22 protein-coding genes are annotated in these 23,572 nt (G+C 45.8%); 8 read left to right on the top strand and 14 right to left on the bottom strand.

The genetic code is table 11. The annotated features are described in order from the left end of the window. From ABD880_RS18770 to ABD880_RS18705, 14 genes are all read right to left on the bottom strand, one after another. Positions 1-627, bottom strand: coding sequence for an SCO family protein (locus tag ABD880_RS18770; protein WP_345169674.1), 627 nt, complete (start codon positions 625-627; stop codon positions 1-3). Positions 628-651: 24 nt separating this feature from the next. Further along, entirely contained in the window at positions 652-996 is a 345-nt protein-coding gene (locus ABD880_RS18765; protein ID WP_345169672.1) for a cytochrome C oxidase subunit IV family protein, read from the bottom strand. Positions 997-1,023: 27 nt separating this feature from the next. After that, positions 1,024-1,770 (bottom strand): cytochrome c oxidase subunit 3, encoded by a 747-nt coding sequence (locus ABD880_RS18760; RefSeq protein WP_345169669.1) that lies wholly within the window; start codon positions 1,768-1,770, stop codon positions 1,024-1,026. Positions 1,771-1,786: 16 nt separating this feature from the next. Beyond that, positions 1,787-2,311, bottom strand: a complete 525-nt coding sequence (locus ABD880_RS18755) for a cytochrome c oxidase subunit 3 (protein WP_345169667.1) — start codon at positions 2,309-2,311, stop codon at positions 1,787-1,789. A 67-nt stretch (positions 2,312-2,378) separates the two neighbouring features. Beyond that, on the bottom strand, positions 2,379-3,275 hold the full coding sequence (gene cyoE, locus ABD880_RS18750; RefSeq protein WP_345169664.1) for a heme o synthase: 897 nt from the start codon (positions 3,273-3,275) through the stop codon (positions 2,379-2,381). A gap of 8 nt (positions 3,276-3,283) precedes the next feature. Continuing rightward, positions 3,284-4,357, bottom strand: a complete 1,074-nt coding sequence (locus ABD880_RS18745; RefSeq protein ID WP_345169661.1) for a COX15/CtaA family protein — start codon at positions 4,355-4,357, stop codon at positions 3,284-3,286. Positions 4,358-4,362: 5 nt separating this feature from the next. Next, positions 4,363-6,186: a cytochrome c oxidase subunit I gene (locus ABD880_RS18740; RefSeq protein WP_345169659.1), complete on the bottom strand. Its 1,824-nt coding sequence runs from the start codon at positions 6,184-6,186 to the stop codon at positions 4,363-4,365. Between the two features lie 46 nt (positions 6,187-6,232). Further along, the gene (locus ABD880_RS18735) at positions 6,233-7,264 is read right to left on the bottom strand and encodes a cytochrome c oxidase subunit II (RefSeq protein ID WP_345169656.1); all 1,032 of its coding nucleotides are present in this window, start codon (positions 7,262-7,264) and stop codon (positions 6,233-6,235) included. Positions 7,265-7,288: 24 nt separating this feature from the next. Next, positions 7,289-8,569 carry a quinol:cytochrome C oxidoreductase gene (locus tag ABD880_RS18730; protein ID WP_345169654.1) on the bottom strand — a complete coding sequence of 427 codons (1,281 nt, stop codon included), beginning with the start codon at positions 8,567-8,569 and terminating at the stop codon, positions 7,289-7,291. Between the two features lie 17 nt (positions 8,570-8,586). Beyond that, positions 8,587-9,303, bottom strand: coding sequence for a c-type cytochrome (locus ABD880_RS18725; protein ID WP_345169652.1), 717 nt, complete (start codon positions 9,301-9,303; stop codon positions 8,587-8,589). Next, positions 9,303-9,830, bottom strand: coding sequence for a DUF3341 domain-containing protein (locus ABD880_RS18720; RefSeq protein ID WP_345169649.1), 528 nt, complete (start codon positions 9,828-9,830; stop codon positions 9,303-9,305). Before ABD880_RS18720 ends, ABD880_RS18725 begins: the two co-directional genes overlap by 1 nt. Continuing rightward, positions 9,823-11,244 carry an NrfD/PsrC family molybdoenzyme membrane anchor subunit gene (gene nrfD / locus ABD880_RS18715; RefSeq protein WP_345169647.1) on the bottom strand — a complete coding sequence of 474 codons (1,422 nt, stop codon included), beginning with the start codon at positions 11,242-11,244 and terminating at the stop codon, positions 9,823-9,825. The genes ABD880_RS18720 and nrfD overlap by 8 nt, the downstream gene beginning before the upstream one ends. An 18-nt stretch (positions 11,245-11,262) precedes the next feature. Next, the gene (locus tag ABD880_RS18710) at positions 11,263-14,259 is read right to left on the bottom strand and encodes a TAT-variant-translocated molybdopterin oxidoreductase (protein WP_345169644.1); all 2,997 of its coding nucleotides are present in this window, start codon (positions 14,257-14,259) and stop codon (positions 11,263-11,265) included. Positions 14,260-14,298: 39 nt separating this feature from the next. Further along, positions 14,299-15,627 carry a c-type cytochrome gene (locus tag ABD880_RS18705; RefSeq protein ID WP_345169643.1) on the bottom strand — a complete coding sequence of 443 codons (1,329 nt, stop codon included), beginning with the start codon at positions 15,625-15,627 and terminating at the stop codon, positions 14,299-14,301. Positions 15,628-16,199: 572 nt separating this feature from the next. On the opposite strand from ABD880_RS18705, the gene rpsF reads away from it, so the two are divergent. The 8 genes from rpsF to ABD880_RS18665 all read left to right on the top strand — a co-directional run bounded on the left by rpsF (position 16,200) and on the right by ABD880_RS18665 (position 23,209). Next, complete coding sequence (rpsF, locus tag ABD880_RS18700; RefSeq protein ID WP_345169640.1) at positions 16,200-16,574, top strand: 30S ribosomal protein S6; 375 nt, start codon at positions 16,200-16,202, stop codon at positions 16,572-16,574. Beyond that, positions 16,571-16,822, top strand: coding sequence for a 30S ribosomal protein S18 (gene rpsR, locus ABD880_RS18695; RefSeq protein WP_048921044.1), 252 nt, complete (start codon positions 16,571-16,573; stop codon positions 16,820-16,822). The genes rpsF and rpsR overlap by 4 nt, the downstream gene beginning before the upstream one ends. Before the next feature lie 14 nt (positions 16,823-16,836). Beyond that, entirely contained in the window at positions 16,837-17,280 is a 444-nt protein-coding gene (gene rplI / locus ABD880_RS18690; protein ID WP_066504841.1) for a 50S ribosomal protein L9, read from the top strand. A gap of 82 nt (positions 17,281-17,362) precedes the next feature. Beyond that, positions 17,363-18,043, top strand: a complete 681-nt coding sequence (locus tag ABD880_RS18685) for an HAD family hydrolase (protein ID WP_345169631.1) — start codon at positions 17,363-17,365, stop codon at positions 18,041-18,043. 30 nt (positions 18,044-18,073) lie between these two features. Continuing rightward, positions 18,074-19,066, top strand: coding sequence for a GSCFA domain-containing protein (locus ABD880_RS18680; protein ID WP_345169628.1), 993 nt, complete (start codon positions 18,074-18,076; stop codon positions 19,064-19,066). A 350-nt stretch (positions 19,067-19,416) separates the two neighbouring features. Beyond that, positions 19,417-19,887, top strand: a complete 471-nt coding sequence (locus ABD880_RS18675) for a hypothetical protein (protein ID WP_345169625.1) — start codon at positions 19,417-19,419, stop codon at positions 19,885-19,887. Positions 19,888-19,939: 52 nt separating this feature from the next. Beyond that, on the top strand, positions 19,940-22,471 hold the full coding sequence (gene priA / locus ABD880_RS18670) for a replication restart helicase PriA (protein ID WP_345169623.1): 2,532 nt from the start codon (positions 19,940-19,942) through the stop codon (positions 22,469-22,471). Between the two features lie 357 nt (positions 22,472-22,828). Beyond that, the gene (locus ABD880_RS18665; RefSeq protein WP_345169620.1) at positions 22,829-23,209 is read left to right on the top strand and encodes a hypothetical protein; all 381 of its coding nucleotides are present in this window, start codon (positions 22,829-22,831) and stop codon (positions 23,207-23,209) included. Positions 23,210-23,572: the final 363 nt, after the last annotated feature.

Below are 23,572 nucleotides of genomic sequence, written 5' to 3'. Positions count from 1 at the left end.
CTATTGCTTCTTCTCGTTTAATAGCACGTTGATCTCTGTAATTAGTCTATCCACCTCATCGGCTTTGTTCCCTTCATAAACGCCACGCACATGCCCTTCCATATCAACCAACCAGAGTTCATCATGGTTTTTTTCTTTTGAATTGTTTACTGAGGCGGTACTACCCAAAGCCGCTATGGAATCTATCTGCGCTTTAGGACCCATCAAAAATACCCAATGGGCTGGATTGGCCTTAAAGCTTTTGGCATAGCCCTGTAGAACACCAAGGTGATCTTGGGCAGGATTAAGGGAAAAGGAGACTATCATTACCTCTGGGTAGGCATAAAACGCATCTTGGACTCTAGATAGCTGCGTACTCACTTGTTTGCAACTTCCTTGGCAGGAAGCATCAAAGAAGTGCGCCACGTAAATTTTACCCTGAAGGTTTTTATGAGAGAAGGAAGCCCCGGTCTGTGAGGTGAGTTGAAAATCCGGGACCTTTTGAAAGACGGTATCTGTCTTGGCCAATCCATCTACCGTGGTGGTAGTAACCTTGGCTGGAAAATAAGTTCGGAGTGAAAAAGTATTCACTCCGAACGTTTTAAGAAACAAAAACACTAGTACGGGTACTAAAAGTAACGTACCCAATACCAGGGTCTTTTTTGGACTCATTTATTTAAAGTAATTGAAGACAGACTCTCCGTAGAAAGTGCCCTCTACCAGTAAGGCAATCAATAACCAGATCAATAGGACGGTAGGTACCAAAACAGCCCAGATAAGACCTTTGGTCTCATGCTTCAAGTGCATGAACTCTCCTACAATGTAAAACGCCTTAAAGATAGTAAGAATGATGAAGATGGAGTTACGCAGGGTGCCCGGATCCATCATGAACGCAAAAGCGAACTCTACCGCGGTAAGACCGCAAAGGATGAAAAAGGTCTTCCAGATAACTGCCGTCTGCGCCTTAGGAATCTCGCCTGTCTGCTCAAACTCGTTGTGGTGTGAATGCGAAGCCATATCTTTTTATAAATACAAGTCAAACAATTAAACCAGGTAGAAGAAGGTAAACACGAATACCCACACTAAGTCTACAAAGTGCCAGTAAAGACCTACTTTTTCTACCATCTCATAGTGACCTCTTCTCTGGTACACGCCATTCACCGTATTGATGAAAATCATGAGCAATAGAACTACGCCACTCAAAACGTGACCACCGTGGAAACCTGTGATAAAGAAGAACAGGTCTGCAAACAAGGGCGGTCCGTACTGGTTCACAATCAGGTTAGCCCCATGTATAACAGAACCATCCGCTAATTTCATGCCTTCTTCTGTACCGGCAATAAAGTGAGACCACTCCCAAGCCTGGCAACCCAAGAACATTGAACCAAACAAGATGGTCCACATCAGCCATTTCTGTACATCGTTCTTGTCCATTCTATGACCGGCCTCTACGGCTAGAACCATGGTCACAGAGCTCAAGATCAAAATCATGGTCATTAATGCCACAAACGCCAACGGCCAGTCTACGCCATGGAAGAAAGGAAAAGCATTGAAAACCTTGTCAGGGATTGGCCACCATTCTGTAGAGAAGGTAAACGCCTCAGAGGTGCCCTCATAGGCTTGGTGACGATGACGGCTTAATCCATAGGTAGTCAAGAAAGCAGCAAAGGTAAAGGCATCTGACAACAGGAAAAACCACATCATCAATTTGCCATAACTTGCCTTAAAAGGCTCGTTCCCTCCATCCCAAGTGCCGGTGTTAGGCTGCTCAAATGTAGTAGTTTGCGACATATGTGTTAGAGAATAATTAATGGTTCAAGATTAAGAATACGTATAAGTAGATCCAAAGGGCGCCTAAAAAGTGCCAGTATATGGTGCACAGCTCAATCCGTGTCAGGTTCTTGGAGTGTACTTTATACTTAAGCGCCGAAATTACTACAATAATTAGAAAAACTAAGCCTGTAATCAAGTGAAATGCGTGAACACCGGTCAAGACGTACAAGAAAGAGCCTGAAGGGTTAGCCGTGCTGCCTCCAAAGAAGACTTTATCCTGCACTAGCTGTCCCCATCCCTCCCATTGACCTACCAGGAAAGCACAACCCGCCACAATAGTAAGGACCAATCCAAGCTTAACGCTATTCAAGTTATCACGCTTGGCCGACACATACGCCCACTGCATGAAGATACTACTCAGGATAATTACGATTGTATTTACCAGGAGTACGGAAGGTAAGTCAAACTCTAACCAGTTCCCTTCCTCACGGCGCACAATGTAGGCACTTGTGAAGGCGGCAAACATCATAATGATGCTTACCAAAAGCAAAACCAGCATAAACTTTAAAGGGTTTACGCGTCTTTGCTCAGTTGCTACTTCTGTATGTATATCCATTTCTAATAAATCAAAGTCTATCCACTACAAACGCTATCTGTACAATAGGCAAGTATAAGAAAGAACCAAACATAATGTTCATAGCAGCTCGCTTAGAACAAGTATGCATCAAATAAAACGTCTGCATTAAAAACAACACCCCGCACACCACCGCAATAAACGCAGAAGTCTTACCTGCCATCCCAAATTGCAATGGCAAAAGACTTAGAGGAATCAACAACAAGGTATAGGTCATGATATGAAAGGCCGTCTTTAGATTCTTGCCTCCTGCCATAGGAAGCATCTTAAAACCAGCCTTTTTGTAGTCATCATCCAATACCCAGGCAATGGCCCAAAAATGAGGGAATTGCCAAATGAACTGTATACCAAATAAAATCCACCCTTCTATTCCCATATACCCTGTAGCAGCTACCCAACCAATCAAAGGCGGGAATGCGCCTGGAAAGGCTCCTACAAACACAGAGATAGGAGAAATTTGTTTTAAAGGCGTGTAGAAGAAACCATATAAGAGCAATGACAAAAAGGACAAAGCCGCCGCTAACCAATTAAAATAAAATCCCAGCAAGCAAGTACCAGCAATGCACAATAGAACACAGTATACTACAGCTTCCTTCACACTCAAGATGCCAGTAGGCAAAGGACGCTTAGCGGTGCGCTTCATCAATTTATCCAAATCCTTTTCAAGAATTTGGTTTATGATGTTGGCGGCACCTGTCACCAATAAGCCTCCTAGCATCACCATCAAAGTATCCGTCCAGGGTGCAGAGGGGTTTCCTAAAATAAAACCAATAGCACTAGAAAAAGATACCGTAAAGGATAGCCTGAATTTAAGAAGCTGAAAATATGCGGTTGCCTTTGTCATAACCGATGAAGCCGGGGCACTGGATGTTGCGTCTTGTACGAACATAGTAGTATTTAAGCCACTGTACCGGTAAAGCGTTTAAAAGATTTCTGAGCGTAAAAATACTGCATCAGAAGTAAAAACTGTAATCCAAATATTGCGGTGCCAATCACTAAATGGAGGGGCTGTGCAAAAGCAGGCAAAGCAAAATAAGCCAACACAATTCCAACCAGAATCTCTAAACCAATGGTGATTAATACCCAATTAACTAATTTAGTCAAGGACCGGTTACCTAATTCCTTTACCTTATAGGCAAGAGCGATGTTTAGAAGAACAAATAAGATAGATAGGGAACGATGCACATAAAAGGAGCTACCCAATTGACCTATCCATCCTTCTCTTCCTAGGCCATCCATATTATAGGCAATCACATCTACTTCTTCTCTTACCTGAGTACCCAAAATAATTTGTACAAATGTAAGTAGTAAACCTATCCACAAAAGCGGCAGTACCCACGCCTGCGGCGTTACGGGTTCTTGATAAATCTGTTCTCTCTTTGCCCTAACAACACTGTAAATGAGTAAAGCCACTAAGACCAATGATAGTGCCATGTGTACTGTTACCATTTCTGGCAAAAGATTGGTAGACACTACCAAAGAACCCAACCAGCCTTGAAAACCAACTAGTAGAAAAGAAGCTACTGCTGCCCAGAAAATTTTGGGGTCATTCTTTTTATATGGCCAGGCAAAAACAACCGTTAGGAAAATCAGAATCCCAATGGTGACTCCCACCAACCGGTTGATGTATTCAATCCAAGTCTTAGTAGGATTGAAAGCCGTTTCAATATACTGGCTAGGGTGATCAAAGATATCCTTGGCCACTTGAGTGAATCCTAAAGACTCTAACATACTGCCAATGCGTTTATTTTTGGCAATACGCTTCGCTTGGTACACTTCCAGATAATTATCTGGTAACTCTTCTAACGTAGTGGGGGGGACCCACATTCCAAAACACTTCGGCCAGTCTGGACATCCCATCCCGGACCCCGTGCTCCGGACGATCCCCCCTACTAAGATTAAAAAATAAACAGAAGCAATGGTAAGTACTCCTATATTTCTAAACCTTTTACTACTAAAAGATTTAATCATGTTTGCTACTCAAAGTCTCTCTCGTGCGGCAAATTAGATGACTGCGTTTGAGAGAATGGAACGTTCTGTGGAATAAAGTCCTCTGGAGCGCCAGGCTTGCTATAATCATATGGCCATCTGTACACCACAGGCAAAGCACCTGGCCAGTTACCGTGACCTGGATTTACTGGGGTTGTCCACTCCAAAGTGTTAGACTTCCAAGGGTTTTCTGTGGCACGTCTGCCTCTAAAGATGCTATAGAAGAAGTTGAACAAGAAGAACAACTGTGCAAAGAAAGCAAGAACAGCTGCTACCGTAATGAAGGTGTTCAAGTTCATGAACGTGCTAAAGGTATCAAAGCCAGTCCAAGTGTAATATCTTCTAGGGAAACCAGCAATACCAATGTAGTGCATAGGCATGAAGATTAGATACACACCTGCAAATGTGATCCAGAAGTGAATGTAACCTAGTTTCTCATCCATCATTCTACCAAACATCTTAGGGAACCAGTGGTATACACCAGCAAACATCCCAAAGAAGGCAGCGCTACCCATTACCAAGTGAAAGTGGGCAACTACAAAGTAAGTGTCGTGTAATTGAATGTCTAGCGCAGAGTTACCTAAGATGATACCCGTCACACCACCAGAAATAAATAGTGACACGAATGCCACAGAGAATAACATAGCAGGCGTGAAGTTGATGTTACCTCTCCAAAGCGTGGCAATCCAGTTAAACACTTTCACTGCTGAAGGTACAGCAATGATTAGAGTTAAAAACATGAACACAGATCCTAAAAACGGGTTCATACCTGAAACGAACATATGGTGAGCCCATACAATAAAGGATAGCAATGCAATCCCCAACATAGAACCAATCATAGCACGGTAACCAAAGATAGGCTTACGAGCGCAAGTGGCTATTACTTCAGAAACAATACCGAAGGTTGGAAGAATTACAATGTACACTTCTGGGTGACCCAAAAACCAGAACAAGTGCTGGAACAGAACTGGGCTACCACCTGTATGAGACAAAGCCTCACCAGCAACATAGATGTCTGATAAGAAGAAACTGGTACCAAAGCTACGGTCAAAAATCAATAACAAGGCCGCAGAGAATAGAACCGGGAATGCCAATAGCCCCAATACTGCTGTCAAGAAGAAGGCCCAAATTGTCAATGGCAATTTAGACATAGACAAGCCGCGGGTTCTCAAGTTAATTACGGTTGTGATATAGTTTACACCACCCAACAACTGAGATACAATGAACAAGGCCATACTAATCAGCCACATGGTCATACCTGTACCAGAACCGGAAATAGCCTGCGGCAAGGCGCTCAAAGGAGGATACACCGTCCAACCACCACCTGCAGGACCCGTCTCTAAGAATAGAGAATAGAACATGATTACGCTGGAAATAAAGAAGAACCAGAATGATAACATGTTCATGAAACCAGAGGCCATATCACGCGCTCCAATTTGCAACGGAATCAAGAAGTTACTAAAGGTACCGCTCAATCCAGCCGTTAATACAAAGAATACCATGATGGTACCGTGCATGGTTACCAAGGCCAGGTAAAACTCAGGGTTTAGCTTACCACCCTCAACCCATTTGCCTAATAAAGGCTCAAGAAAGGTAAAGGTAGCATCTGGGAAACCCAACTGAAGCCTGAAAAGACTCGATAGTGTTCCCCCAATAATGGCCCAGAAAATACCCGCAAATAGGAATTGTTTGGCAATTACTTTGTGATCTTGGCTGAAGATGTACTTCTCAATGAAACTTTGATCATGATGATCATGCTCATCGTGCTCCAAGTGCACATCGTTATGTAATGAAATATCCGTACTAGACATACAATACTGTTAAGAGATTATTTACTGTTCTTTCTAATCAGAAGCACTAGTTGCTTGCTACTGGAGCAGTTGAAGCTACACCAGCCTCATTACCACCATTGGCAAGTACACCTGGATTTTCCTTCACAAATGCCTTCTGCTCTTTCAACCATTTCTGGTAATCTTCTGGCTCATCTACTACTAGGGTAAACTTCATGGCAAAGTGTCCTCTACCACAAACCTCGGTACATGCCAATTCATATTTGAATTCAGGATTACCGGTTTCAGACTGCATTTCAGACGTAGTCTTAGTTGGAATGAACCAGAAAGAAGTTGGCATACCAGGTACGGCATCCATTTTCACTCTGAAGTGAGGAAGGAAAACACTATGGATAACGTCTCTAGCTCTAATCTTCAATAGAACCGGAGTGCCTTTAGGTACGTGGATTTCACGTGGCATAAAGTCATCCATGGCGTTCTTATCTGTGAAGTCTATACCAAACTCGTTGGTAGCATCAATCAAAGAAGTTTTGGTAACACCTAACTTATTGTCGGCGCCTGGATAGCGAACCATCCAGTTAAACTGCTTACCCATGATTTCTAATACGACAGACTCAGTAGGAGCTGGACTGGTAATCTTAGCCCACGTTTTCCAACCAGAGAATACCAATAGTGCCATAACAATAGCCGGTATCACCGTCCATATGATCTCTACCTTGTTATTGTGTGGGTAGTAGAAGGCGCGCTTTCCTTCTTTGTGTTGGTATTTGTAAGAATAGACAAATAACAAGATGTGAGTGATGACAAACACAATTCCAATCACAACCATGGTAGTCCAGAACATTTGATCAATGTCCACACCATGAACAGATGCATTTGGCACCATCATGTCATCCTTGGCGTCTAAGAAAGACCAAATGAAAAGGCCACCCATTACTACCATGAACAACAGCAACAGTGTTGCGTTGACTTTATTACTCTTACCTATATCCTGACGGTAGCTTCCTTTAAAAATAGAAGCCAAGATCTGGATTCTAAATAGAAGGTACAGAATGACTAGTAAAAGGAGGATGGATAGTGCTACAATAAACGTAATCATTATCTGTTTCTTTAAAATGAAGTCTTAAACGTGATGGTGAACACTTTCCTCTAAGAACGGGTGGTTCACAGGAACTAAGGAAAGTTTAGATAAACCTTTGGTAAACATTACTAAGAAGATTCCTAAGAATGTTAAGGCTGCACCAATCTCTATTAATCCAAAGCCACTGTCACCACGCATTGTTCCAGGCATGACCATTAAATAGAAGTCAAACCAGTGACCAATCAGTACCGCAATACAGGCTATTTTCAACATTAACATCTGGCGCTTTGCATCTCTCGTCATTAAAAACAAGAAAGGGAACACAAAGTTGATGAAAAGGTTAAAGAAAACTATCCAAGTATAATGATTGTCATAACCACCCAAGCGCTCCATAAAGTAAACTGCTTCTTCAGGTAGGTTTGCATACCAGTATAACATGAACTGTGAGAACCAAGTGTAGGTCCAGAAAATACTGAAACCAAAGATGAACTTACCTAAATCATGCAGGTGGTTAGAGTTCACCATTTTCAAATAACCGTTTTGCTTTAACAGTATAACAGTTAAGGTAATAGCGGCTAATCCAGATACAAACCAGCTGGCAAATACATACCAACCAAACAAGGTGCTAAACCAGTGAGAGTCAATAGACATTACCCAGTCCCAGGCAGCTACCGAAGACGTTACGCCAAAGATTACTAGGAACGTGGCTGATAGGCGAATGCTTTTGTTGTAATGGTCTAGTCCTCCATTCAAGTCTTCGGCTTCAAACTGCTTTCTCAACCAGTTAAAAAACAAGATCCAAAGCCCGAAGAACAATACCATACGGATGGTATAAAAGGTCACATTCAGGAATCCACTTTTCCCGGCGATGATAGGATCATAATTCTCATGCCCTACCTCAACCAAGGTGTGATCTGTCCAGTGAAAGATTGGGTTATGTCCTGTAAACAAGATAGGTCCCAAAAACAATACCAACATAATAACCCCTCCTACTGGCAAGTAATTACCCAGGGAGATGAATACTCTCTTTATTAGAACTGACCAGCCTGCATAGGCTACATACTGAACCGCTACAAAGAAGACGCCTACCACTGCAATACCGCTTAGGTACACGTTGTTCAGCCATAAGTTTGCCAACAAACGGTTTACCCACGTGGAACCATGGCTAGCAGCTCCAGCCGCCTCTCCATGCTCACCTCCGTGGCCACCTGAGGTAGCATTGATGATTAAACCAATGATTAGTAATACTAACCCAATGGCAATCATGAAGAGGAACCGATTATTGGTTCTTTTAGAAATACTAAGTCTTTCTTCAGTTATCATTTGAAAATACCTTAAGGTTAATTACGGGTATTCTTTGCAGAATCCGCAGTTGCACCTGTTACCGGATTAGTGTTGTCTGTTGTACTTGCGCCAGCTGGAGCATCTGCAGATTGAGAGGCTACATCCGTTGATTCCGTTGCGGCTCCTTCTACTTCAGTGATTCCTTTTTGTAACTGTTGCACATACATGGCTATCTTCCAACGCTCTTGTGGATTCACCTGTGTACCATGCGGCATCATACGTCCACGACCATTCACAATCACATGGTAAATATGACCAACTGGTAAGGTAGCATAACGCCCTTGGGTGTAGTTAGGAACACCTTTAAACTTGGCACCTACTAATCCGTCTCCAGCACCCGTCTCACCATGACATGGCGCACAGAACCTTGAGTAAAGAACTTTTCCTTCAACCAAGTTCTTAGGTGTGGCTGCCAAAGGGTTTTTCAACTCTTTGCCTGCTACCTCTGCGCTATCCTTAGATAAACGGTTATAGAAGTCCAGTTTCCCTCTTGCAATGGTATTGGCAGCTGGAACTCTTAAGTTACCACCGCCTGGGTTAAATGCATTGTAATTGCCATCCAACTGCTTCAAGGGCTCATACGCCACAGGGTTGTACATGTCAGGGGCATACTCCAGTCCTGGATCTGTAGCATCTGTGCCACAAGAAAGTAAGGAGATGGACGAGAAAAGAATCACGGAGGCCTTTGCTCCTGTTCTAAAGAAATTGTTCATTATTTAACTACCTCCTTCTCGTTAACTTCTATAGCTCCGTTAGAGCGAAGAAGATCGTTCAGTTGTTGCATGTTAGTAGTACCTTCTTTGTACTCAATGGCCATTACAAATTTATCATCTGTAGAACGCACATCCATCACAGGTACTTTAAGCGTAGGCTTCAATCCACTGATGATAAAGAAGGTGATCACCATTCCAAAAGCCGCGAAAAGTACCGTTAACTCAAAGGTAACAGGAATGAAGGCAGGCAAGGAAATGTGTGGCTTACCACCAATAATCATTGGCCAGTCAAAACCTAACATGTAAATCTGCATCCAAAGGGCGAACGATGTTCCGCAAAGTCCGCAGAAGAAAGCCACAATTGGCAGTCGGGAGCGTTGAATCCCCAACACGTCGTCAATTCCGTGAATTGGGTATGGCGAGAATACGTCGTAGATCTTAGTGCCAGCCGCGCGCGTCTTTTCGATGGCGTTCAGCAGCACATCCTCGTCGTCGAAAATACCGAGTATGAATTTCTTACTAGTCATGTTTATGGGAGTTGTTAGGGGCTGTACCATGCATTGAGGCATTTGGGTCATGCGTATGGCTTACCCCAGATGACGATTTCAAGATTGCTTTCACCTCGGCCATGTTTACAACCGGGAAGAACTTGGCAAATAGAAGGAACAAGGTAAAGAACAAGCCCATGGTTCCAACATAAACTCCTATATCAATGCTGGTTGGTGAGAACATCACCCAGCTAGATGGCAAGAAATCGCGGTGAAGAGAAGTTACAATGATTACAAAACGCTCAAACCACATACCAATGTTCACAAAGATGGAGATGATGAACGTGGCGGTTAAGCTTCTACGGATAGATCTGAACCAGAATAACTGAGGAGTGATAACGTTACACGTCATCATAGACCAGTAAGCCCACCAGTAAGGACCCGTAGCACGGTTAATGAATGCGTACTGCTCATATTCTACGCCTGAGTACCAGGCAATGAAGAATTCTGTAATATAGGCCACCCCTACGATTGATCCAGTCAAGGTGATTACCTTGTTCATGGACTCTACGTGCTCTAGGGTGATGTAATCCTCTAGTTTAAACACCTTGCGAGTAATGATCATCAAGGTCAATACCATGGCGAAACCAGAGAAGATCGCACCTGCCACAAAGTATGGAGGGAAGATAGTCGTGTGCCAACCTGGGATAACCGAGGTTGCAAAGTCCATGGATACGATGGTGTGAACCGAAAGTACCAGTGGTGTTGCAAGACCAGCCAAAATCAAAGAAACAGTCTCATAACGGGACCAGTGCTTGGCAGAACCTGTCCAGTTGAAGCTTAGCAAAGCATAAGCTCTGCGGGCAATTGGACCTTTGGCTCTGTCACGGATGGTAGCAAAGTCAGGAATCAAGCCAATGTACCAGAATACTAAGGATACAGAGAAATAAGTACTGATCGCGAATACGTCCCAAAGAAGCGGTGAGTTAAAGTTCACCCAAAGAGAACCAAATGTGTTTGGCAAAGGAAGCACCCAATAGGCTAACCACGGACGACCCATGTGCAATACCGGGAACATGGCCGCACAAATAACCGCGAAAATGGTCATCGCTTCTGCGGCGCGGTTGATAGAAGTTCTCCATTTCTGGCGGAACAACAACAAGATGGCAGAGATTAGGGTACCGGCGTGACCAATACCAACCCACCACACAAAGTTGGTGATGTCCCATGCCCAACCAACTGTTTTATTTAATCCCCACTCACCAATACCAAACCAAAGCGTCCGGTATACAGAGTAGATAAAGATTCCCAGGAAAACCAAAGAAACCCCCAGGGCCATCATCCAACGGACGTTCGGCTTGGCTTCCACCTGCCGACATACGTCCTCCGTGATGTCTGCATAAGTTTTACCCCCAGTTACTAAGGGCTCTCTTATCGGAGATACGTGCTGCATATTTCGTTCTGAGTTAAATTAAGCTAGGTTTCTGATTTTGGTGAGGTACGTCACGTTTGGTTGAGTGTTCAACTCTTCCAACACATGGAAAGCACGCTCCCCTTTCTCTCTGTTCAAGATCTTTGATATTTCACTGGTTTGATCCAACATATCACCAAATACAATGGCGTTGGTAGGACAAGCCTGGGCACAAGCAGATACTACTTCCCCATCCTTAGGACGACGACCTTCTTTCTTAGCCTCCAATTTACCAGTTTGAATACGCTGTACGCAGAAAGAGCATTTCTCCATCACACCGCGTGAACGTACGGTGATATCTGGGTTCAACACCATTTTGCCCAAGTCGTTATTCATGTTATAATCGAACTTGTCATTGTTGGCGTAGTTGAACCAGTTGAAACGACGCACTTTGTATGGACAGTTGTTGGCGCAGTAACGAGTACCTACGCAACGGTTGTACACCATCTGGTTCAAGCCTTCTGAGCTGTGCATAGTAGCAGCCACCGGGCAAACCGTCTCACATGGAGCGTGGTTACAGTGCTGACACATCATCGGCTGGAAGATCACCGTAGGATTCTCTGACGGATCTTCCATAGCGGTAAAGCCTCCGTTCTCACGGGTAGCATCACTGCTGTAGTAACGATCAATGCGCATCCAGTGCATTTCGCGGCGGTTTAACACCTCCTGCTTGCCTACCACAGCCACGTTGTTTTCTACCTGGCAACCAATAGTACAAGCACCGCAACCAATACAAGAGTTTAAGTCAATGACCATACCCCAATGGTGGTCCTTGTACTCGTAATCTTGCCACAGGGAAACATTCTGTGGTTTTTGAGGACCCTCGGCCGTGGCAATACGAATGTATTTTGTTACGTCTTTAGGGTCTTTCTGATATTGCTTAAGAGTAGACTCTTGCACCACAATACGACCCATGACAGTATGGTGCGTTTGGGTTTGGGCAATTGGCTTGTCTGCTCCTACTTTTTCTAGGGTTACCGTGTTGGCAAACACCAAACCGTTGTCTACTACAGATACCAATGGGTATACGTTAGCACCTACATTGTTTGCAGCTTGTCCGGCATGGGTACGGCCGTAGCCAATAGCTATACCTACGGTTCCTTTTGCTTGGCCTGGCTGAATTAAGGCTGGCAACTCAACAGACTTGCCTTTGGCCGTAACTCTTAAGACGTCGTTTTGCTCTACGTTCAACTCTTTTGCCATGGCGGCAGAAATGGTAACGTAGTTGTCCCAAGTGGCTTTAGTGGTTGGGTCAGACATTTCCTGCAACCAAGGGTTGTTGGCCAATTGACCAGCCCCAATGGCTACTTTCTCGTAAATGGCTAACTCCACGTTTTTACCTGCGGCACGGCTTGCTTTGTTAATGCTAACAGCAGCAGCGGCCATGGTCATAGGAGCATTAGCGGTCGGCTCATTGGCTCCTGTAGAACCAGTGGCAACTCCATCATGTACTGCCTTGTCCCATCCTGCTCCACCACCTACTACACCAGACCATGTACGCTGAATCATAGTGTAATAATCAGAAGTAGATCCTGACCATTTCAACAAGGAGTCCTGGGCTTGTCTGGTTTTGAAAATTGGTGAGATAGCCGGTTGAGCTAAGCTTAAGAAGCCTCTCTTAGGCTCAAAGTCATTCCAAGACTCTAAGTAGTGGCTATCTGGGCAGATATAATCAGCTAACATAGCTGTTTCATCTGCTCTATCAGCAAAGGAGATTTTAAGACCTACTTTTTTAATACCTGCAATTACCTGTTGGCTTAAAGGGTGGTCATATGCTGGGTTGGCACCGTAGAAAATCACAGCTCCTACAGAACCCGCGTTCATGTCATTGATCAGACGCAGCATGCGGGCATCATCCCCTTGGCGCACGTAAGACGGAGCGCTGGTATTGATGGTGGCACCGTTTGCGCCTAATGTATTGTTAATGGCAGTTACCAATGTTTGAACAGCCGCGTCATTAGAGTCAGATACCACCAAGGCGGCTCCTCTGTTGGCTAGCAATTCTTTGGCAGCTACCTCAATCTGCTTGGCTACTGACGTGGTTGGCGCCTGAATGGCTCCTCCGCCAGCTACGGCATTGTACAGGGCTGCTGCCACGGCACCATACTCAGACGGTTTAACCGGCACGCGCACATCTGCGTTGGCACCTGTCAAAGAAAGGTTGGTCTCAAACTGGAAGTGACGAGACATCACAGGGTTGTCAGCCGTAATCTTCCGGTTAACAATGTATTGTTTGGCGTACTCTATTGGTGAAATCCAAGCCCCTAAGAAGTCTGCACCCAAAGAAACAATGACTTTGGCTTTGCTGAAATCATAACCAGGCACTACGCCACCATTTGCTTTTAATAAAGCAGAGGCAGAATTAGCATCATAGGTTACGTGCTCAAAAGAAGGGAACTGCGCTCCAAACTCTCTGATAACGGCTTTGGTGCTCGGGCTGATGATAGTGTTGGACACCAACACCACTTTGCCTTGAATACCAGTTAAGCGAGTACGAATCTCCTGGTCTACCTGTGACCAAGTGGCTGCCTTTCCTTTTGCCGTTGGGCCTTGCAGACGGGCATTGTCATACAAGCTTAGTAAAGACGCCTGTGAACGGGCATGCGTACCACCTCTGGTGATTGGAGAAAGCGTGTTGCCTTCAATCTTGATTGGGCGGCCCTCACGGGTTTTCACTAGGATGGAGTTGTAGATGTCTCCATTAAAGTAAGTAGAGGCATACCAGTTGGCAATACCAGGCTCTACTTCTTCGGGCTTGTTAAGATAAGGGATAGCCTTGCGTACCGGAGCCTCACAAGAAGCCAAAGTAGTGGCTGCTATACCAAAACCTAATAGTTTTAAGAAATCACGACGTGGTGCTACATCAGCAGATTTTTCACTGCCGCTGGCCTCACTTACTGGCAGAAACTCAGGAAACTCGTCATGAGCGTGCTTTTGGAATTCTGGAGTGTTGTTTAACTCCTCTACCCCTCTCCAGTATTTAATTGTTTCTTGCATATAGTTCAAAAACTCAAATTCAGGATGGATATGTAGTGATTAGTAGTGGCACTTAGAACATTCTGTACCACCGTTAGACGCAACTACAAAAGCGCCTTTAGATTGCTTCTCATGCAACTTAACCAAGTTGTCATAGTAAGCGTTGCCCTCTGTGTTAAGAGGCGTGTTGCGGTGACAGTCAATACACCAACCCATGGTCAAGGGAGAGAACTGCGCAACTACTTCCATGGTCTCAATTGGACCGTGGCAGGTCTGGCACTCTACGCCACCAACCTTGGTGTGCTGAGAGTGGTTAAAGTAAGCCAGGTCAGGCAAGTTATGCACGCGCACCCACTCAATAGGCTTATTGTTTTCAATGGCACGGTAGATCTTCTGAATCTCTGGAGACTCCTTCTTAATCTGGCTATGGCAGTTCATACAGATGTTAGCCGAAGGAATATTGGCGCTACGGCTCTTGTAGACAGACGTATGGCAGTAGTTACAGTTGATCTGGTGGTCACCAGCGTGCAATTTGTGAGAGAAGGCAATTGGCTGCTTAGGCGCATATCCCTGCTGGATACCAATCCCCATAACTTTATCAATGGTCAGGTCTAGTACTACCACAGCCAGTATCAAACCAACTATAACACGTACCGCCTTTGATTTATAGATATTAGTCCAGTTAGTGCGCTGTTCTAGCATTTCTTGCTCAGCACCAGTTAAATCTGCCTTGTTCTTCAAATAGCCCTTCAATACTGAGGCAATGATCAACAAAGTAATTACCAACACAATAAGCACCACTACCAGGGCAACTAGGACAATGTCCATGTAACCACCCAGGTCACCAACGGCATTTTCACCTACATTGGCACCAGCTTCGGCACCGGGTACGCCTTCTTGACCAGTAGCTACTGCGGCAGGTGCAGCGCTTTCTTTCTTAATATAAGCGACAATAGAGTTGATCTCATCATCAGAGAAAGCAAAAGATGGCATTTGCTGCTTGGCGTACTCATTGTAAACAGCAACGGCATCTTTGTCTCCGCTTTGAATCAAAGCACTGGAGTTCTTAATCCATTTCTGTAACCAAGGCAAGGTTCTTTTTGTGTGGATGTTTTTCAACCCTGGACCTACTACCACTTCTTCGGTAACTGAGTGACACTGCACACAGTTATTTTTGAATAAGGTAGCACCAGCGTCAATTACCCCTGCATCTTCTGTGGGCAAAGCACCAGCAGTGGCGGCGCCCGCGGCCGGTGCCGTTGAACCTGGGGTCACTCCTGCCGCTCCAACATTGGCCGCCTCCTGTGCAAATACAGTAGACAGGGCAAAGAAGAAGAAGACAAAAGGGAGTAAGAAGGTATATTTTGCTCTCTTTTTGCAGCTAATCATAGCTAAAATGTAGTGTTAGGTATGGTGAAAGTACATTACGGGCACAAACTTACTACCCGACAGGGATTAATCAAACTCAATATAGGTTATTTTTGACATCTGGCGAGGCATATGTTTAACCCCTATTCTTAAAGGCTAAAAACCACGTCCTTAGGCCAGAAAAAGCCTATTTAGAAAGTATATAAATTAAGCCTGGCGTTTGTAGTTCGGCCCATTTCTGACCCCAATATCCTCAATACCGTATTTATACTAGGGAGTCCTCCAACAGCGTTCTAGCCATTTGCCCTCCTCCCTCTTCTATACAAACACCTCCGAAGTACACCAACCTTTGGACCGGCTATTTGACCCTTGATACTAAGTAGATGGTTTTTACCATTTTTGACCTGTTTCCTGAAAATCAGGCTAAAAACGAATGAATGAATCCACTCTATTATATATAGTGTACTTACAGTCTCCTTTAAATAGATCAAGTTAGTCAGTGAAAGTCTACAGGAGTAAAAGACAGTGTGTTTGTATAATAATGAAAAGCTGAGTAACTTTGCACCTCGAACCAAAAACTATTTCTTAAAAGAATGGCTTTAAAAAATTACGAAACGCTCTTCATCATGACCCCGTTGTTGAACGAGGTGCAGATGCAGGAAACGGTCGAGAAGTTCAGACAGGTGCTTAAGGAAAATGGCGCCGACATCATCCATGAAGAAAACTGGGGACTTAAAAAACTGGCTTACCCAATCCAGAAAAAGAACACCGGCTTCTATCACTTGGTAGAGTTTAACGCCCCTGGCACTGTGGTTGACATCTTGGAGCTGGCTTACCGCCGCGACGAGAAGATCATCCGCTTCTTGACTACAGCCCTAGATAAGCACGCAGTTGCTTACAACGAGCGCCGCAGAAACGGCGAATTCAAATCAGCTAAAAAAGAGAAGGAGGCTCCTCAAGCGTCATGAGTTTAGTAAACGAAAAAATCCACAAGCAAGACACGCGCAAGAAATACTGCCGTTTCAAGAAGAACGGTATCCAGTATATCGATTACAAAGACGGTAACTTCTTGTTGAAATTTGTAAACGAGCAAGGCAAATTGTTGCCACGTCGTTTAACTGGTACCAGCTTGAAATTCCAGCGTCGTGTATCACAAGCAGTAGCCCGTGCCCGTCACCTGGCTATTCTACCTTATGTAACTGACTCTTTAAAATAGGAAGGTAAATCACGATGGAAGTTATTCTAAAAGATGACGTAAAAGGCGTTGGCTATAAAAATGATATCGTAGTAGTAAAGCCAGGTTTTGGCCGTAACTACTTGATCCCTCAAGGTCTTGCTGTGATGGCAACTCCTTCGGCCCGCAAAGTAGTAGCTGAGAACGTTCGTCAGGTGGCGCACAAAGCTGAAAAAATTCAGAATGATGCCCAGGATCTGGCCAACCGTATTGGTACCACCGTTCTTTCTATCCCTGCAAAGGCTGGCGAGACTGGTAAAATCTTCGGTGCAGTTACCTCTCTACAAGTTTCTGAGGCCCTTAAGGCTCTTGGTTATGATGTAGACCGCAAGCGCATTGACTTTGACCAAGAGGTGAAGTCTTTGGGCGAGTACACTGCCACTTTGAACCTACACAAAGAAGTGAAGCACCAAATCCGTTTCAACGTAGTTGAGGCGTAAGCACTGTTTCCTTTTTAGATAGTATAGACCTCCTGTCGTCCTGCGGCAGGAGGTTTTGTTTTTAACTCCCCTTCTAACGGCCATGCCTTCTTACAAAGTCCTCATTTTTGATTTTGACGGGACCCTTTGCCACACCAAGGATTCTATTCTGTACAGCTTTAACAAGACGTTTAGTCAACACAAAGCTGTAGCCCCCACAGAACAAGAGATCATGCAAGCGGTTAGCACGGGCGGGAGCCTGCCAGAGATTCTGCCTATCTTGCACCCATCGCTCACTCCTCAGGTATTAATGAATTGGGTACAGACCTACAGGCACATTTACTCCACGGAGGCAGGGCATTACACTACGCTCTTTGAAGGGACTGAGTTTGTCTTGGAGGCGGCCAGGAAAGCTGGGATCAGAAACGTAGTCATCAGCAACAAAGGCCAGCGCGCCATTGAAGAAGCCCTTGTCCATTTTAACATCGCGTCTTATTTTGACCTGGTCATTGGAGACAACCCTGAAGTGCCTCTTAAGAAAAAACCGCATCCTATGGCTTTTCTGGAGGTAGTTGCTCCAAACTATCCAGACATATCTAAGGACGAATTCCTGATGGTGGGAGACACTCACATAGACTTAGCCTTTGGCAATAATGCCAGGATAGATGCTTGCTGGGCCCAATACGGATATGGAAACCCCACCTTGTGCCTGCAAGAAGCGCCTGCGCACACTGTCCAAAATATGGCAGAGTTACACGCACTCCTAGTAGCTGACAACCACTAGGATTTCGTATTTTGCAAGTAACCCCAATTCATGAGAACCATGCAATTCAGGACAGAGCTCAACATCCCACCCGCGGCAGCACCTATCTCTCTGGGACAAGGCTTCCTCACGCTGGGTTCTTGCTTCGCAGAGGTGATTGGTCAGCAATTACTGCAAAACAAAGCAACGGTTCTGGTAAATCCCTTCGGGACGGTATTTAACCCCCTATCTTGCCATGCGCACCTAAAGCGCATCATCACCCAAGATACAAAGGAGCTGGAACAAGGGTTAGTTGAGCGGCAGGGCCAGTGGTTTCACTATGATTTTCATTCGTCATTTACTGCCAGCCAGCCAGATGTACTCTTGCTGTACTTAGAAGAGGCCATTAAAGACGCGCACAATTGTTTACAGCATACCCAACACCTGCTTCTTACCTGGGGGACTGCGTTTGTTTATGAGCGGCAAGACACGGGACACCCCGTCTCCAATTGTCACAAGGTACCGCAAAAGCAGTTTACTAAAAGACTGTTGACAGTACCAGAGATCCAGGAGGACCTAGAAGATACGTTGAACCTGTTACAGACGCATTTCCCGGGTATACACGTGATTTTGACGGTGAGCCCGGTGCGTCACCTCAAAGACACGCTTCCCTTGAACAGCGTCAGCAAAAGCACCCTGCGGGTTGCTGCTCACTTCATGCAAGAACAAAATAAAGGTGTCTCCTATTTTCCGGCCTATGAGTTGCTGTTAGATGACTTGAGGGATTATAGATTCTACAGCGCAGACTTATTGCATCCCTCAGAGATGGCAGAGACCTACATCTGGCAGAAGTTTGTGGCCACTTACCTAGACGCCGAATTCCAGCAGTTTATACAAGAGTGGCAACAAGTTAAGCAAGACCTAAATCACAGGCCATTTGCGCCAGCAAGCCCCAGCCACCAGATATTTCTTCAAAAACTAGAGGCCAAACTGCATCATCTCTCCCTACGCATTGATGTAACACAGGAACTTGCCCAGGTACGTGGCCAGCTTACAAGCAGGTAAGCATCGTTTTTGACCTCGTTTCCAGAAAATAGGCCAAAAATGAAGGCGGTTATCATCACCTCCGGCTGACAAAATCCTATTCTAACCCATCCACATATATTAAAAAAAGTATATTTATTAAATCTTTAAGAGCAACTGATTTTCTTAAAAATAGTTTGTGATTTTAAAAAGAACATGATAAGATTCAAAAAAGAATTTTAGCCTTATACCCTCATTTTGAGCACTTTTAGAGCATCACACCCTCCACACCATTGTACTTAATTAGTATTCTCCCTTTCTTTGCAGAACTAAAACAGACCTCATCTGGTTTGTGCTATTCAATCTTTTATCTAATAACTAACCCTTTAGAAGTGAAGAAGCTAATTTTATTAGGTGGCTTGTGGCTGACATGTGCTGCAACCGCTTTCTCTAATGATGGAAATGACTACTGGGAGCGTTTAAACCGTACTCACCCAGAGGCCAGCCTGAAGACTATTTTAAACTCTAAGCCGAAGGCCAAAGACCAGGCTGTGGCCGGTTACCGTCTGTCTGTCAAATACAACGGCCAGTTCAGAGCCATCAGCGCTGACAACCTGTTGTTGCTGGAAAGCCAAGGCTTGCGCAAGGGTGAACTGAAGGCGTACAAATATGAGATCCTTTTCCACTCAGACGGACAGGATTTATGGCTGCCCATGAAAACCATCATGGTGGAGCAACTGCAGTTGGAGCTGGAGAAAGACGAGCCTGTCTTGTTGTATACCTCTGTGCTGCAGAACCCAGAAAAGGAAGATTACCGCCAGATGACCTTGATGGTAGAAGACTTTAAAGTCTTGGTAGACTAATCATCTTCTATTTACCGGTGCTTTTTACGACCTTTGTCCTAAAGAGCCCGCTTTGACCCCAGAACTAGAATTTCAAGTACCTATAGATGACGTCCCTGAACGGGTTACCCTGTTCGCGGACGTCATTTTGCCGTTGCCCCTGCCCAAGCTCTACACCTACCGCATTCCCTACGAGATGAATGACGAGGTCTTGGTGGGCGCACGGGTGTTGGTGCAGTTTGGGTCTAAGCGGGTATTGAGTTGCGTGGTGGCCCGCATTCATGAACAACCACCCGCTGAGTACCAAGCCAAGTACCTGCTGGAAGTCATTGACGAGAAGCCCGTGGTCACAGAGCCGCAGCTCAAGCTGTTCATGTGGATGGCCGACTATTACCTCTGTACCTTGGGCGAGGTCATCAACGCGGCCCTGCCGTCAGCGTTGAAGCTGAGCAGCGAGTCTAAGATTCAGTTACACCCCAATTTCAGGGAAGAGACCAATGAATGGCCGCTGTCAGGTCATGAGATGGCTATCCTTTATGGGCTCAAGCAGAAACCGCACCTCACCTTCACAGAGGTAGGTCATCTATTGCAACTCACCAGCTTCCATAAAATCATCAAGTCCCTCCTGCTCAAGGAGATCATCATCATCTTTGAGGAGATAGCCGAGAAGTACGCGCCCAAGGTGGTCAAGAAGATTAGGCTTTCGCCGGCGTTCACCACAGATGAGGCCACGCTAGAGGAACTCTTCAATCAACTGGCCGCCAAGCCCAAGCAACTGGACGTGCTTTTAAAGTACATCCAGCTGGTGCCGCTTTTACAAGATTTGAGTCTGAACGAAGCGGGCCTTGAGAAAAACCTCATTACTTCTAATCCGCACCTGTCCCTCTCGGCCATCAATACACTCATCAAGAACGGTGTGCTGGAGCAGTTTGACACGGTGGTGAGCCGGTTTCCTATGCTGGAACGCGGGCCGTACGTCATGCCAGAGCTTTCCACCGCGCAAGCTGCCGCCAGAGATTCTGTATTGGAGTACTTCGGGGAGAAGGACACGGTTTTGTTGCACGGCATCACGGGAAGTGGCAAGACTGAAATTTACATTGACCTCATCCAAAAAGCCGTAGAAGCCGGCGGACAGGTCTTGTACCTCTTACCCGAGATTGCCTTGACCGCCCAGATTGTAACCCGGCTTAAGCGCGTGTTTGGCGACAGGTTGGGCGTGTACCATTCCAAGTTCTCAGACAATGAGCGTGTGGAGGTGTGGAACGGGATTCTGTCGGGGCGCTTTCAGGTGGTGATTGGTGTGAGGTCCTCCGTGTTCCTGCCGTTCCATGGCCTGTCTTTAATTATTGTAGACGAGGAGCATGAACCGTCTTACAAGCAGCATGAGCCAGCGCCCCGCTACAATGCCCGTGAGGTGGCGCTCATCATGGCGCAGTACCACGGTGCTAAAACGCTCTTGGGTTCAGCCACGCCGTCCATAGAGAGCTACTACCATAGCCTGAGCGGACGCTGGGGACTGGTGACCTTGTCAGAGCGTTTCGGGGAGGCGACTTTGCCCCAGATTGAACTGGTAGACGTGCGTCAGGAAGGCCTCAAGAAGAACATGCTCAGCCATTTCTCCCAGAAGCTGGTGCACGCCATTGAAGACACCTTGCACAAGAAAGAGCAGGTCATCCTGTTCCAGAACCGGAGAGGCTACGCGCCTTTCATAGACTGCAACGAGTGCGCCTGGATTCCCAAGTGCCGGAACTGCGCCGTCAGTCTTTCTTACCACAAGTTCTCCAATGAGCTGCGGTGCCACTACTGCGGTTACACAGAACGCAAGCCCAATGACTGCCCGGCCTGCGGCTCTACCATGCTCAAGACGGTGGGGTTTGGGACGGAGAAGATTGAGGACGAACTGAAGTTGTTGCTCCCCCAGGCCCGCATCCAGCGCATGGACCTGGACACCACCAAGAAGAAGAACAGCCACCAGCAGATCATTGAGGACTTTGAAAACCTGCGTACCGATGTGTTAGTAGGCACGCAGATGGTGACCAAAGGCCTGGACTTTGAACACGTGAGCCTAGTAGGCATCCTGAGCGCCGACAGCATCATTCATTTCCCGGACTTCAGGGCGCACGAGCGGGCGTTCCAGTTATTTGTGCAAGTAAGTGGCCGGGCCGGTAGAAAAGGCAAGGCAGGCAAGGTCTTGATTCAGACGGCCAATCCCAACCAGCCCATCTTCCAGAAGGTGATGGAAAATGACTACATGGGCTTGTATGAGCAGGAGATAGCAGAGCGCCAGAAGTTCCGGTATCCTCCGTTTGTGCGCATCATCCAATTGACCATCAAGCATCCAGAAGCCAGACCTGCTGAGAACGCCGCCATTGCCCTGGCCAAAGCCCTGACGGACCGTCTAGGCCCTAAATCTGTGTTGGGTCCAGAGGCGCCGCATATCTTTAAAATCAGGAACCAGTTTCTGCAGGAGATCCATATCAAGCTGGACCGGGACAGCGGCAACCTGAAGCTAATCAAGCAACAGATCCAGGAGGCGGTCTTCCAATTGGTGCAGAACAAAGAGTTTAAGAACACCCGCGTGGTCATTGACGTGGACCCGGCTTAAGTCGCTTACCTTTAGTGCAGGATTTCAGATCTTTAATTACTCCCCCTTTCGTTCGTCTTCTGAATTTCGGCTAAGTAACGCTCTGCTATCTTTAGAAATATTCTTAGATGTCACTTCACTTTACCGTTTTTGGGCTCTTTTCTGGAAAGTAGCCCGAAAACGATTCCGGTTCATCTGCCTTTTTTTGCCTCCTGTCCTGCCTTTGTCCGTCTTCATCCTGAAATACGGCTTTTAACATTTCCTTAACTTCTTGATAAGCAACGTTTTTCTGAAATTTGCATCTATATAATCAGAAACGCTACCGCACAAGGAGCCACTTCTACAGAAAATTTTTTAACCCATTATAATTCAAGTACTATGAAAACTACATTCACCTCTTTTGTTGCCTGTCTGGCTCTTTGTTTCGGTTTAAGTGTCACTCCTTCTTTTGCCGGCACTACGCCAAGCGGTCCTAACACCCGCACCACCAAAGCCTTCCAGCAGGTCTTGAACACAGACAACCTGCGCATCCTTTCTCTGGAGTTGGCTCCAGGTGAGAAACTAGAGTTCCATGCCTCACCAGAGCAGGAAGCCTACGCCGCCTCTGCCGGTACCTTAACCGTGCTGGACAGCGATGGCGCCCAGAAAGAAATCACCGTGAAGGCCGGCGACCGTCTTTGGTCTGACCTTACCTACTTCCAGAATGTGAACACCGGCACCAACGTTTTAAAAATTGTGCTTCTGGAGCGCGCAAAATAAGGTTTCAGAAATTTTTCTGATTATTTACATATCGGCTTAAACCTTAGCGTTTTACCGACCGTAAAACAGAGACATTCACACTCTATTTCAGCTTAAAAGTAGTCATTTGCTATCCGCTTGCGCACTGGCTTAGACTACTTTTAAGCTATTTTTTTGCCCTTTCGGTTTTGGTTTCTGCTCACTCTGCCATGAGCTTACTACCTTTCACTTCGCCCCTATGGCACCGTTCAGAAAATCAGAATTCAGGAAGCACCTGGCTTCCTTTGATAAAATAAGCCGTCCGGTTCACGCCAGATAAATCCGGTTCACTCCGGTTTAGTCTCGGTTCAGTCAGGTATTGGCCCGCTTCTTCTGCTTTGGGTT

The sequence above is a fragment of the Nibribacter koreensis genome (assembly GCF_039541795.1).
GTDB lineage: Bacteria > Bacteroidota > Bacteroidia > Cytophagales > Hymenobacteraceae > Nibribacter > Nibribacter koreensis.
Note: the sequence above shows the minus strand (reverse complement) of the source record. Positions and strands in the feature narration are given on the sequence as shown.